This window comes from Pedobacter sp. ASV28, from assembly GCF_016428855.1.
Classification (GTDB): Bacteria; Bacteroidota; Bacteroidia; order Sphingobacteriales; family Sphingobacteriaceae; genus Pedobacter.
Map to the genome: position 1 here is coordinate 120,352 of NZ_JAELTN010000006.1, position 13,869 is coordinate 134,220.

The following is a 13,869-nucleotide window of genomic DNA, read 5'->3' on the forward strand; positions in this document are numbered from 1 at the left end:
GAAGAATGACGTGGTCAGATCATTGCTTTGGCAGTTTATCGAATACGCCTTCCGTTGTCATTACCACTCTTTTTATGGTTCCATCTGGGTTATAGCTTAGGTGATCGATACAAATGGAACGACTATAACTTCCTCCATCATTATTAATTCCTCCGTTATGGTAAATAAAGTACCATTTGTCTTTAAACTGTACGATGGCTTGGTGGTTGGTATTGCTATTGCCCGCAATTTCATTCAAGATGCCTTTGTATTGATAAGGACCTTCTATCCGATCTGCCATGGCATAGGCTATTTTCTCAGGGAATTCTGTGGCATAAGTCAGGTAATATTTTCCATTGTATTTATGTACCCACGGAGCCTCGGTAAAGTTAAAACCTTCAAAGTCGAGCTGTTTGACCTCTCCATCAATCTCTACCATATTAGCTTTCAATTTTGCATAATAACACTGTTTGTTTCCCCAAAATATCCAAGCCTGTTGATCATCATCAATAAATACGGCCGGGTCAATGCAAGCCCACGAATGGGTGGAGGCAAAACAGTCTTTGTTGGTTAGCATCGGTTTACCTAGTGCGTCTCTAAAAGGACCTTTAGGGTGATCTGACACCGCTACGCCAATGCCCGACCAGTTGGTGCTCACATACCAGTAATATTTACCATTCCGTTCAACCACATGTGCGGCAAAAGCATCTCCACTCTTTGCCCATGAAAAATCTGAAATCTTCAACGGTACTGTATATTCTGTCCAGTTTTGCATATCTGTTGTTGAGTACACTAACCAGTCTTTCATTTTATAGTTCTTTTGTCCTCCTGCGAAATCATGGCCTGCATAGAGCCACAGTGTATCTCCTTTGACCATGGCAGCTGGATCGGCAGTATAGTGATGCTTGATTATGGGATTTCCCTTTGACGTAAATTGATAGCTGTCTGCTGATGCCGTTGGTTGTAATAATGCGCTTGTTACACCACCCCATTTGGCATGTAGGCGGCGAGCTTCTATTTTGCTGATACTGATCACGCTGCCATGTCGCGGGTTGAAATTTTTGGTAAATGATTCGGGCTTTTTTGTGAAAGTACTTAAGTCTGTGCTACGTTGGAATTCATATCGTCCGTTGGCATAGAGGTCGTACATTAGGATATATTCATCATTATGGTTAAGTTTGAATAGGCTGGAACCTTCCACTACCACAGAAGTGTCAGAGTAGGCGTCCAGATATTTGAAATCTTCTGTCCAGGGACCCTGTAAAGACTTGCTGGTTGCTTTTTGTATGCCATTTTTAAATTCTTTGCCTTTGCTGTCCTTTGTATTTCCTTTGTAGAAAAGATGATATATACCATCCTTGAAGATGAGGTCGCCATCTATGGCACCATACTTGGCACTGAACATTAATTTTGGCTCCTGCTCAAAACCTGTGAAATCTTTATTGGCATAGGCCGAATAAAAATCCAGTTTATGGTCTCCGTGGAATTGGACCGTGAAATAGACCAGGTATTTTTTTGCCCTGATGTCATAAATAGTTTGGGGTGCCCAGACCCATTTTACGTTACCAAAGTTTTTGGGATAGGCCTTGGCCAGATCGATAATGCTATGCTGCCAGCTAATTAGATCGGTTGATTTGAGCATGGTGATGCCAGGGTTGCTTCCCCAACCGTTTTTGGCAACGTACATATCGGTAGCCACCATATAAAAAGAATTGTTGTCTATGCTGCGTAGGATATGAGGATCCCTAATTCCACCCGTCTGAGAAATTTGGGAAGAAGGGATAATCGGTTTATTGTCGTTTAGTGCATACCAATTTACTGCATCTTTGCTCACGGCAAACCTCAATTGCTCTTGCTCTAACAATTTTCCAGATCCCTCAAAGTAGGCGAACAAATACCCTTCTAAAGGGGCTTCTTGCACCTTCTTTTGTGCTGAGGATGTCTTTGGTATGATGGAAGCCAGTACAACCAGTAAAATAAAGTATCTGTTCATTTTCATTGTTTTGCTTAAAGTATAGCGAAAAACATTTCGTGTGGTGTACATCTTTTATTGGGTTTTAACTTCCAACAGACGGTATTTACTGTCTACTTTTGCGGTGTGCCTATTGATGAAAATTTCCGGTTAATTGATCAATCTGTAAAGGCCAGAGGCATGTGGTCTCAGTACCTGATTGAATGTTTTGGACACCACGCCCAAATTTTTTCCGGTCCACATTTCCGTTATCTTGCAATCGCTATTTAGGCCAAGGTCTTTTAGGTTTACCGTAATGGTTTCTGCATCCTTGTCCCCAATGTTGAAAATTGCGAGGTACACAGCGCCCGTATTAGAATTTCTTGATGTAATCGCCACCTGATTATCTTTTCTGAAAACTTGCCGCACATCGGTGCCCTCTCGATGCATTTTCAATACCTCTTTATTGGTCAGCAAGGATAGGGTAAATTCGTCATTGCTGGGCAGGTCTCCTCCAAACATTAGTGGAGAACGGAAGATGGTAAACAGGTTCATCAGGGCATATTGTTCGTCGCTTGTAAGACGTGTCATACGGTCTGTACCTCTTTCACCACGGATCGAAATCCTGCCAAGAGGGATCATGTCGCAATCTGGCCAGTTTCCAGGTCTGATGTATGGATACCACCCTTGTGCCACATCAAGCAAATGTTTGATGTCTTTCCATACATCCCATACGTCGTCGACCATACGCCACATATTTGCATTTTCAGCTATGTGAGCACCTTTTTCTAATGGTGTTTCTCCTGGAGAAGTACTCAATACCATTGGTCGCCCACATTGGTCAATTGCCTTCCTGATCAGTTCGATCTCGGCCTGGTGATAGGGTCGTGACAGATCATCTATTTTTACAAAATCTATCCCCCAGGCAGCATACAGGTTAAAAATGGAGTTGTAATATTCCTGGGCACCCACTTTATCGGCAACGATCGTGTAATTGTCAAGTAGCCATTTACATTGCAGTTCCGTCGAATAAATCTGATCGGCAGTCACACCCTTGGCATCTTTTATGGGTAACTTTTTGGCAACGGCTTCTTTGGGTATGCCACGCATGATATGGATCCCGAATTTTAAGCCTTTGGAATGTACATAATTGGCGAGTTCGGCAAAACCTTTGCCATTAGCTGCCGAAGGGAAACGGTTGACCGCAGGTAGGTATCGTCCAAATTCATCTAGTACATAGCGAGGATCCTCTTGGTTGTAACCACCTGCTTTGTCATTTTCAACAAACCAACGGATATCGACCACTATATATTCCCAGCCATGCTTCTTAAGATTTTTGGCCATATAATCTGCATTAGCTTTTACTTCATGTTCTTCTACAGTGGATCCGTAGCAGTCCCAACTGTTCCAACCCATTGGCGGTGTTTGTGCCCATGTCTTGAATGCTCCCTTTGCGTAAGGTTTTGACGTTAGGTGCTTGGTCGTACTACAGGATATCAGCGTAATTACTGTCAGGAAAAAAAGCAAATTTCTCATCATTATGACTTCTTTTAAAATTAATTTAATGCTGTAGACTATTAATATTATCATTGATCTATGTAGATCGGCAGTTTAATGCCAATCCCTTTGCTTACCAAAATTTCACATATAGCAAGGTAATCAATAACAAGGTGATTACTATGAGTACTAGGGTAGAGGCATCTACCTTGAACATAGATTTGTCCAATATAAAAGCTTTAGGATTGACCTTTGGCCCCGCTAGGCTGATACTGATCATTACGAGCATGGTAAAAGCAAAGGATAGGCCCATACATATTAGAAATGGAATTTCATATCCACCTTTTCCATTTGGAAAGGCCGTATAGAGCAAGGTCTCATTACCGAACCAAGCAGGTGCATAGTTATTGAATACTACCGATAGTCCAAAGCCTGTGATTAGCCCTACAATGGCAGCTGTTCCAGTTGTCCTTTTCCAGAACATGCCCAAAATAAACATAGCAAATACACCAGGACTGATAAAGCCAGTATATTTCTGGATGAATGTAAAACCTCCTTCACCTCCAATGCCCAGTAGGTCATCCCAGGTAAAGATAATGGATAAGACAATAGAGATGAGGATCGTTAGGCGACCTATGCCTACCAGTTTTTTTTCTTCGGCAGTTTTATTGATGTACTTTTTATAGATATCCAAGGTGAAAATGGTAGATATGCTGTTGGCTTTACCAGCAAGAGAGGCAACGATAGCAGCCGTAAGTGCTGCCAATGAGAGTCCTTTTAAACCGGTAGGTAAGAAACCTAAAAGTGCAGAGTAGGCATTGTCGGCATTGAAATGGCCTCCGGGTGCCATTTCTTGTTGAAGCGCGCCATTTTTATGGAGTACATAAGCAGCTATGCCAGGGAGCATTACAATGATGGGCATTCCCAATTTAAGGAAGCCTGCAAATAAAATTCCCTTACGTGCGGTCTTAAGGTCTGCACCTAGCGCACGCTGTGTAATGTATTGGTTGCAGCCCCAATAGTTTAGGTTTACAATCCATTGACCGGCAAAATACATGGCAATACCAGGTAGCATCAAATATTTATTGATCTCTCCCTGACTTGCATTAGGGCCCGGTTTATCCAAAATCATTTTGAAATGGTCAGGTGCATCTTTCATCATCGCAGTGAAGCCTGCAAGTGCATCCTTGCCCAGACCAAACTGCTCGCTAACCATTACTAGGGCAATATAGGTCGTCGCCAATCCGCCAATAATCAGAACCAATACCTGTATCACATCTGTAAATCCGATTACTTTCATTCCACCAAGGGTAATGATAAGTGCGAAAATAGATAAGAGCACCATGATTAGATGGAAATGGGTGCCGTCGGTCATGTTACTTATAGCGAGGGCCCCTAAGTATAGGATGGAAGTTAGGTTGACAAAGATGTAGAGGAACAACCAAAAAATGGCCATGATCAAACTTACCGTCTCGTTATACCTAGTCTGAAGGAATTGTGGCATGGTAAAGATCTTATTCTTAAGGTACACCGGGATAAACCATACGGCAACGATAATCAGCGCAATTGCAGCGACCCATTCATAGGCTGCCACTGCAATTCCTACCACAAATCCATTGCCACTCATGCCAATGAACTGCTCTGCCGATATATTTGAAGCAATGAGAGAGGCTCCGATTGCCCACCATGTCAATGATCCTTCGGCAAGAAAGAAATCATGACTTCCTGATGTTTCTTTGTTTTTTTTTCTACTGTATATATAGTATCCATACCCAGAGATCAGTACAAAATAAAATATAAAAACAGCATAATCAATTAATGAAAAATTGCTCATACTAATGTTTGATAATTGGTTTAGGTTATAAGGCAGGTTTTTAGGACCTGCCCAGTTTTAAGTTATTTATAGAATATTTCATTCCAGTGTAATTGGTTTCTAAACTGGTCAAGTTTAGTTTCCACACCAATGTTGATGTACTCTATTCCTGCTAGATTGGCGAAATCAAGAAAGTGGGCAGTTGTTAAGTTTTGGCTATAAGCCGTGTGATGTGCTCCTCCTGCATAAATCCATGCCGTGCAGCCAGTTTTCATGTTCGGCAATGGCTTCCACAATACACGGGCTACAGGTAGGTTGGGCAGTTCATTTTCCGCTTCTACAGCTTCAACTTCATTTACAATGAGGCGGAAACGATTACCCATATCTACAATAGATGCATTCAGTGCAGGCCCGCCGGCTACGTTGAATACCAATCTGGCCGGGGCGGCTTTCCCGCCTATGCCCAATGGGTGTACTTCCAAGCTTGCCTTTCCTTTGGCCAATGAGGCATCAACTTCCAGCATATGCGAACCCAAAACCAATGAGTTTGTGGGATCGAAATGATAGGTATAATCTTCCATGAAGGCATTGGCTCCAGGCAATCCGTTGCCCATTACCTTGCAAGCTCTTACCAGTGCCGCAGTTTTCCAGTCGCCCTCGCCAGCAAAGCCAAATCCATCTGCCATTAACCTCTGTACAGCAATGCCCGGTAACTGGACCATTCCGTGCAGGTCTTCGAAAGTATCTGAAAAACCTTTGAAATTGCCTTCGGCCAAGAATTTGCGCAGACCAATTTCAATTTTTGCAGCATCATATACTGATTGGTGTTTTTCGCCGCCTTTACGAAGCTCGGCTGCCATATTATAACTTTCTTCATATTCGTCTAATAATTGATGGACGGACTGATCACTTGCACTATTGATAATCTCGACCAGATCTCCGATACCATAAGTGTTCACAGAAAATCCGAACTTTAACTCGGCTTCTACTTTGTCTCCCTCGGTTACGGCAACATAGCGCATGTTGTCTCCGAAGCGTGCGAATTTGGCACCTTGCCAATCATACCAACCTGCCGCTGCACGGCTCCATGTATTGATCTGGTTCAATACTTCTTCATCCTGCCAGTGGCCTACCACAACTTTTCGATCCTTGCGCATTCTACTGACCATGAAACCAAATTCACGATCTCCATGGGCACTTTGGTTCAGGTTCATGAAATCCATGTTAATGGTATTCCAAGGAATATCCCGGTTGAATTGTGTATGTAGGTGGAGTAATGGCTTTTGAAGAATACTTAAGCCTCTTATCCACATTTTTGCTGGAGAAAAGGTATGCATCCAAGTAATCACGCCAATACAGTTAGCTGTCGCATTCGCTTGTTGGAGGGTGTCGAAAATTTCTTCTGGCGTTTTTACGATTGGTTTATAGGTAATGCTCACAGGGATCTGATCAGCATCGTTCAATCCTTTTGCTACCTGCTGGGCATGTTGGGCCACTTGTTTTAAGGTTTCTTCACCATATAGGTTTTGACTTCCGGTGATGAACCAGACCTCTAGATTTTTTAAATTGATCATTTGGTTTTTAGGTTATACTGTATTAATGATGTTATTGGCCGTAATATGAATCCGGTCCGTGTTTTCGTTCGAAATGTTTTTTGATCAACGCTTCCTTGAGCTCTGGTGCCTGAGGATTGATCTGCTTGGTCAATAATGCCATTTGGGCTACAGATTCCAATACTGCACTATTATAGACAGCTTTTGCTGCAGTTTTGCCCCATGTAAAAGGGGCATGGTTACCTACTAATATCATTTCCACATCATGGTGGCTTAAGCCTAGTGCTGTGAAATGGTTGATGATCTGAAAACCAGTTTCATATTCGTAGTTTCCTTTGATCATCTCATCACTCATCGGCGGTGCGCAGGGAATGTCAACTGTTAAATGGTCGGCATGCGTTGTCCCAAAAATAGGGATGTCGCATTGTGCCTGTGCCCAGGCAGTAGCATAGGTGGAATGCGTATGAACAATACCATTGATGTCATTCCAGTATTTGTACAGTACTGCGTGGGTTTGAGTATCTGATGAAGGCCTGAGCTGGCCTTCAACAATGTTCCCATCAAAATCAACAATAACCATGGAATCTAACGTTAGTTGAGGATAGGGTACGCCACTGGGTTTGATGGCAAAAACACCTTGGTTCCGGTCTGCTGCACTAACATTGCCGAAAGTAAAAAGAACCAAATTTAGTTGAGGTAGCAGCATATTTGCTTGATAGGCCTCTTCCTTGATATGTTGATATTTACTCATATAGATTAGCTTTCATTGAATGTTCCGTAAATTGTCCCAGGGTTTTGTACTTCATGTAGTTTTTGCGATAAAGTTCCTGCCTATTGGGATTTGGTATATAGACCTTTTCAAAGCCGGTTCCCATTGTTTCCACTGCCTTTTCAATAGTTGGGTATAGGTCAGCAGCTACAGCGGCAAACATAGCCGCTCCAAGTGCACAGGTTTGTTCAGAGCGTTGGATCCTGATCGGCATTTCTAAAACGTCAGCCATCATTTGCATGATGTAAGGCGATTTTTTTGCTACACCACCAATACCGATTATTCCTTTTACCTTTACACCTTGGTTATCGAATCGTTCTACTATGCTTTTAGCGCCAAAACAGGTCGCTTCTGCCAATGCCCTAAAAATACGAGGTGCATCAGAAGCAAGGCTCAGTCCCGTAAGGCTTGCTTTCAGTTCCTGATTGGCATCAGGCGTGCGCCGGCCATTTAGCCAATCAATGGCAATCTCTATGCTTTCCTGTTCAGTTAGTTGGCTAGCCTTGACACTTAAATCATGGATAATATTGCTTTCTATTTCTTGTTTAAGCGCGGTGGCTGTTTCCATATCGATAAGCTTTGTGTTATCTAGTTGTTGGAGTGGCCAGCTGATTAGGGTTTTGAACCAAGCATAAACATCGCCGAAAGCCGATTGCCCGGCTTCTAATCCCAACATTCCTGGGACTACCGAACCATTGACTTGACCACAAATTCCCTTTATCGTTCTGTTGCCAATATCCTCAGTTGGTGCAATCAAAATATCGCAAGTGCTGGTGCCCATAATTTTGCAGAGATGGTACGGTTCAATCTGACCACCAACGGCCCCCATATGTGCATCAAATGCGCCAATACCAATTACTACATCTGTGGGAAGACCTAGGCGATCAGCCCATTCGGGACTGATTAGTCCGGCGGCTTTATCCGAGGTATAGGTATCTTCGAACAAGTTTTGCCTGAATCCTCTCAACAGCGGATCTATTCCGTTAAAGAAATCGTCGGGAGGCAAGCCCCCAAATGCTTCAGACCATAAGGCCTTATGACCAGCGGCACACCGGCTTCGCTTGATTTTAGTGGCATCGGTTCCTCCTGTTAAAAGAAATGGAATCCAGTCACAATGCTCTACCCAAGAAAAGCAAGCTGCCCTTACCTTGTCATCAATTCTTAAAATATGTAATAGTTTGGCCCAAAACCATTCAGAAGAATAAATTCCACCTACGTCCTTTAGATAATCTATCTCCAAGGTTTTGGCATAGGCATTAATTTCAGCAGCTTCTCTAATGGAGGTATGATCCTTCCATAATATAAACATGGCATTGGGGTTGTCCTGAAAGCCTTCTGTCAAGGCCAGAGGAGTGCCGCTCCTGTCAACGGCTACGGGCGTGGATCCCGTAGTATCTATGGAAATTCCCCTGATGTTTTTTGCAACGTCTAAATGAGCAACTTTAGCTAGGCATGCTTTAATTGTATTTTCCAGCCCATCAACATAATCTAAAGGATGTTGCCTAAATTGATTAGATGAGGAATTGCAAAATAGGCCCTGCTGCCATCTCTTATAGTAATGTATCGCTGTCGAAATTTCTTCCCCAGTGGCAGCATTTACAATGATGGAACGTACGGAGTCAGACCCATAGTCTATACCGATTACATATTTGGTTTTTTTCATAGTATTATAAACGTCTAATTAACTTTTATTTTTTTTGAAAAACGAAAAATATTTGCAAAAAGTTAAAAGAACGATTTGGGTTTTGCTGTTAAAGCCTTTTAGGAAGACAAGAAAGGTGGTAGAGACAAGATTGTTTTAACCTCGATAGCTTACAATCTTCTTCAGCTTATGGCCTTATTAATATATTATTTAAGAGGTGATATGTTTTAATTTGTTCATTTATAGTTAGATATGGAATAATGGTACAGGGTGAGGATACTAATTTTTTTCAGGTTGATTTTATATTAAATGATTAAGGGTTCATTTGACTATACGTTTTCAGAAAGGAGATTCAAAGAAGGGGTATTTTTAATCCTTCTTTTGACCAAGTATTTTCATGAGACTGTTCATGTCTATTAGTTAATTATATGTTAAATTAAAGTTGTATTTAAGTTTTAAATAAAAATAAATATATGATATACAGTTGTTTATGTATTATAAGCGTTAAAAGTACGTTTATAATTTGGTGTTAATTTATCTTTTCCTAACTTAGTGCTGACAATGGCTAACTAGCTATATTATAACCAAGTATTAACCTTTATCCTTCACAAATGAACAAATTGCCTTTTCGAGAGAAAGATGGATCTAATGGCTACTTTTTTATAAATGTCAAAATAACAATTATTAAATAACCATTTATAAACCAAATCAAATTATGAACAGAAATTTTACGCAAGTACGATTAGCGTTCCTGATGTTCCTTCTGTTAATAGGAGTAGGCCTAGAGGAAGGGATGGCTCAGGATGCCGCTCGTTTAATTAATGGTACCGTTAAGGATGCTACAACAGGTGCAGGCCTGCCCGGTATCGGAGTAAAACTGAAAAACTCGACCAATGGTACGAGTACGGATGCAGAAGGTAAATTTGCACTCAGGGTTCCTGCTACCGGTATTTTGGAGATTTCTTCTATAGGCTATGAAAAGCAGGAGGTTGTTTTGACCTCAGCTTCGGTCTATAATGTGTCCCTTAAGGAAAGCGCACAGAACTTGAACGATGTAGTGGTAGTAGGTTACGGTACCATGAGGAAAAAAGACCTTACAGGCTCGATTGTACAGGTCATTCCAGACAATATTGCCAATGAAAATCCAAAAACCGTACAGGACATCTTACGTGGTACCCCAGGTTTAAGCGTAGGATATGATCCTTCTGCAAAAGGTGGAGGTTCTATGCAACTGCGTGGACAACGTTCTGTATATACGGGAGGGGGGCATAATGATCCTTTAATTGTATTGGATGGGATGATCTTTTATGGAGAGCTTTCTGAAATTAATCCTGATGATATCGGGCAAATTGATGTATTAAAGGATGCCTCTGCAGCGGCAATATATGGATCTAGGGCAGCCAGTGGCGTAATTATTATTACGACCAAAAAAGGAAAACAAGGAAAGCCAGTAGTTAATTTCAATTCAAATATAGGTACTACCGTAAAGAGTGAATATAGAGAGGTTTTTGGACCAGAGGAGTATATGAAATACCGTGAAGACTGGTATAAAAAAGATACTTACGGATTTAATGCCACTACTGGAGTATACGAAGCTTATCAGAATTCATCAACTGTAGCTAGACCTGGCTTGTACGAAAACCCAGCCAATATTGGTAAATATGGGATTAGCCTAGCCCAATGGCGTGCATATACTACTAATGTTGCGGGTGAATCTGACGCTAGTATCTATGCTAAGCGTTTAGGTTTGATCGGAGGTACCATCATTGATTATTTGGCAGGGAATACTTTCGATTGGTATGACCATACTTTCCGTACTGGATTTAACAAAGATTATAATGCAAGTGTATCTGGTGCTAATGATAAGATGAATTATTATATGTCTATGGGCTATCTTAAAAATGAGGGTGCAATAAACTATAATGATTATACGGCCATCCGCTCTAACTTAAAATTAGAAGGAAAAGTGAATAAATGGTTAGAGATTGGCGCAAATATTAACTTTCAAAACAGAAGTGATGGTGATTTGACACCTGGTTTGGGATTAAACTATTGGGATGCTAATCAAATTAGGAATGCGCCTTTTAGTCACTACCGTGAAGCTAACGGCAGTCTTTCGCAGTTCCCAATGGGTGATGGAGGAGCGAACAAAAGAGGTGTGAATTATGATTTTGACAGACAATATTTAGAACTAGAAAAAGGGTATACGGTGTTAAACACCATGTTTAATGCTAAGGTGAAATTGCCATTCAATATCACTTATTCATTTAATGCCTCTCCACGTTTGCAATGGTTTTACAACCGTTATTTCATGTCTGCGGCATTGCCAGAGTCTCTTCCTGTTAACCGAGGTGTAGATCGTGAAACCTCTAAAAACTTCGATTGGAATTTGAACAATACCTTAAATTGGGAGCATACTTTTGCTCGTAAACATCGTTTAAATGTGACTTTGGTACAAGAAGCGGAAGAGCGTCAATCTTGGCAAGAAAGAATAGAAGCGAGAAATATTTTACCAACAGATGCCTTGGGTTTCCATAATGTGGCCAACGGAACAAGAGCAAACAATAATATTTCAAGTTACGATTCGCGTCAAACAGCTGATGGTTTATTAGGTAGAGTTTTTTATTCATATGATGATCGATATATGCTTACGGCTTCGGTACGTCGTGACGGTTATTCTGCATTTGGACAAAATAATCCTTATGCTACTTTCCCTGCAGTAGCATTGGCTTGGAATTTTACTAACGAGAAGTTTTTTAACTGGAAGCCGATGAGTTCTGGTAAGTTAAGGGTTTCTTATGGCGAAAATGGTAACCGCTCTTTAGCAGATCCTTACATCTCTTTAGCAAATTTAGGTTCTGGTTTGGGAGGAACAATGGGCTATATTGTAGGTAGTGGCATGGAAGAGGTGAAGTATCTATTGGTTGACCGTATGGCTAATCCGTATTTACAGTGGGAAAAAACAGCTGCATTAAACTTAGGGCTTGATTTTGGTTTTCTTAATGATCGCATCACAGGTACGATCGAATATTATTCAATGAAAACGCATGACATGATCATGTCTGAGCGTCTTCCGGGCTTTACTGGCTTTAATAGTATTACCACAAATTTAGGTGAGGTACAGAATCGGGGTTTTGAGCTTTCTATTAGTTCCCAAAACATTAAACGTGATAATTTTGAGTGGAGGACAAGTTTTACTTTTTCTTATAATCAAAATAAAATTAAGCACCTTTATTATGACTATCAAGACATCATAGATCCTTCTGGAAATGTAATAGGCAGAAGAGAGATGGATGATACCAGTAATGGCTGGTTTATTGGAAAGCCAATTAGCCAGATCTGGAATTATCGCGTAACAGGTATTTGGCAGGCAAATGAAGCTGCCGAGGCTAAACGCTATAACCAACGTCCAGGTGATCCTAAAATAGCGAATAATTATACGGCAAATGATATCAAAAATGCAGATGGAAGTATTACGCCTGTATACGATGATAATGATAAAGAGTTTTTAGGACAAACAGCGCCACCCATTAACTGGCAGTTACGTAACGATTTTACCATTTTCAAGAACTTTAGTTTAGGTATCAATATCTATTCGTACATGGGACATAAAAGTTTAGATGGTAACTATCTTAACCAAGATAATGGCGGTTCTTTAATCACTAATAACTTTAACACGTTTGCGAAAGAATATTGGACACCTGAAAATCCAACTAACAAATATGCAAGATTAGATGCCCAGGCTCCTACTGGTGCAGGTGCAAATAAATTATATGATCGCTCATTCATACGTTTAGAGAATATCTCTTTTGGTTATTCTTTACCAAAACAATTAATTAGCAAATGGGATATCCAAAAAGTGAAGGTATTTGGCTCAGTGCGTAATGTGGCTACTTGGCAAAAAGACTGGGAATATGGTGATCCAGAAACAGGAGGTTTGGCTACTCGTCTTTTTTCACTTGGTTTAAATGTAACCCTTTAAAAAATCAGATATGAACTTATTCAAATATAATAGCAAAAAAACTTTATCAATACTCACGCTATCCATTTCTTTAGGTAGTTTGATGTTTATGGGAGGGTGTAAGAAGGCTTTCCTTAAACCAGACCCACTTTCAATATTTGAGCCAGAAGCTACTTTCAGTACAGAATCTGGCTTAAAAGCCGCATTGGCCATTAGCGATAGGCATCTGCGTTCTTATTGGACCAATGTTTCTGCTAATACCAACTCTGTAGTTATAGGTACCGAATATATGTTTTCTGATTTAGCAGTTTATGGGAAGACTGATGTGAATGCCAATAATGTCAATTTCAATTTTTCTGCACTAAGCCCAACTAGCGGGGCTGCCGGTCCCGATGGTAATGATGGTAATTATATCAATCATTACTGGGCTGAAACTTATAATGGTATCAAATATGCAAATACGGTTATTTCTTATGTAGATAAAGTAACTACTTTAAGCGAAAATGTCAAGAATGCTTATAAGGGGAGAGCCTATTTTCATAGGGCTTATCGCTACTTCGGTTTAGTATTTCAGTACGGTGACGTTCCTTTAGTAACCAAATTATTAGAGGTTCCTAAACAAAATTATAAAAGTACCAAAAAGGCGGCCATTTTGGATATGATTACCAAAGACATGGAGTATGCCGTTCAATGGGTACCTGAAC

At 40.8% G+C, this 13,869-nt stretch carries 8 protein-coding genes; 2 read left to right on the plus strand and 6 right to left on the minus strand.

Annotation, left to right across the window (positions count from 1 at the left end):
* Positions 1–19 precede the first annotated feature (19 nt).
* The 6 genes from JHD79_RS03720 to JHD79_RS03745 form a co-directional block, all read right to left on the minus strand.
* Positions 20–1,978, minus strand: a complete 1,959-nt coding sequence (locus JHD79_RS03720) for a family 43 glycosylhydrolase (protein ID WP_233164547.1) — start codon at positions 1,976–1,978, stop codon at positions 20–22.
* A gap of 123 nt (positions 1,979–2,101) precedes the next feature.
* Positions 2,102–3,469, minus strand: coding sequence for a glycoside hydrolase family 27 protein (locus JHD79_RS03725; protein ID WP_233164548.1), 1,368 nt, complete (start codon positions 3,467–3,469; stop codon positions 2,102–2,104).
* Between the two features lie 91 nt (positions 3,470–3,560).
* On the minus strand, positions 3,561–5,261 hold the full coding sequence (locus JHD79_RS03730) for a sodium/solute symporter (protein WP_199117857.1): 1,701 nt from the start codon (positions 5,259–5,261) through the stop codon (positions 3,561–3,563).
* A 62-nt stretch (positions 5,262–5,323) separates the two neighbouring features.
* Complete coding sequence (gene araA / locus JHD79_RS03735) at positions 5,324–6,814, minus strand: L-arabinose isomerase (protein ID WP_199117858.1); 1,491 nt, start codon at positions 6,812–6,814, stop codon at positions 5,324–5,326.
* Positions 6,815–6,845: 31 nt separating this feature from the next.
* Positions 6,846–7,544, minus strand: a complete 699-nt coding sequence (locus JHD79_RS03740; protein ID WP_199117859.1) for an L-ribulose-5-phosphate 4-epimerase — start codon at positions 7,542–7,544, stop codon at positions 6,846–6,848.
* Positions 7,537–9,225 (minus strand): ribulokinase, encoded by a 1,689-nt coding sequence (locus JHD79_RS03745; RefSeq protein ID WP_199117860.1) that lies wholly within the window; start codon positions 9,223–9,225, stop codon positions 7,537–7,539. The genes JHD79_RS03740 and JHD79_RS03745 overlap by 8 nt, the downstream gene beginning before the upstream one ends.
* A 694-nt stretch (positions 9,226–9,919) precedes the next feature.
* Here JHD79_RS03745 and JHD79_RS03750 point away from each other — a divergent pair.
* On the plus strand, positions 9,920–13,186 hold the full coding sequence (locus JHD79_RS03750; RefSeq protein ID WP_199117861.1) for a SusC/RagA family TonB-linked outer membrane protein: 3,267 nt from the start codon (positions 9,920–9,922) through the stop codon (positions 13,184–13,186).
* Positions 13,187–13,196: 10 nt separating this feature from the next.
* The coding region (locus tag JHD79_RS03755; RefSeq protein ID WP_199117862.1) for a RagB/SusD family nutrient uptake outer membrane protein at positions 13,197–13,869 on the plus strand (673 nt) is incomplete at its 3' end.

What these genes read in the sequence shown, in the direction of transcription:
- JHD79_RS03720 (WP_233164547.1), bottom strand. Translation starts at nt 1,978, where the DNA reads ATGAAAATGAACAGATACTTTATTTTACTGGTTGTACTGGCTTCCATC.
- JHD79_RS03745 (WP_199117860.1), bottom strand. Translation starts at nt 9,225, where the DNA reads ATGAAAAAAACCAAATATGTAATCGGTATAGACTATGGGTCTGACTCC.
- JHD79_RS03750 (WP_199117861.1), top strand. Translation starts at nt 9,920, where the DNA reads ATGAACAGAAATTTTACGCAAGTACGATTAGCGTTCCTGATGTTCCTT.
- JHD79_RS03725 (WP_233164548.1), bottom strand. Translation starts at nt 3,469, where the DNA reads ATGATGAGAAATTTGCTTTTTTTCCTGACAGTAATTACGCTGATATCC.
- JHD79_RS03730 (WP_199117857.1), bottom strand. Translation starts at nt 5,261, where the DNA reads ATGAGCAATTTTTCATTAATTGATTATGCTGTTTTTATATTTTATTTT.
- araA (WP_199117858.1), bottom strand. Translation starts at nt 6,814, where the DNA reads ATGATCAATTTAAAAAATCTAGAGGTCTGGTTCATCACCGGAAGTCAA.
- JHD79_RS03740 (WP_199117859.1), bottom strand. Translation starts at nt 7,544, where the DNA reads ATGAGTAAATATCAACATATCAAGGAAGAGGCCTATCAAGCAAATATG.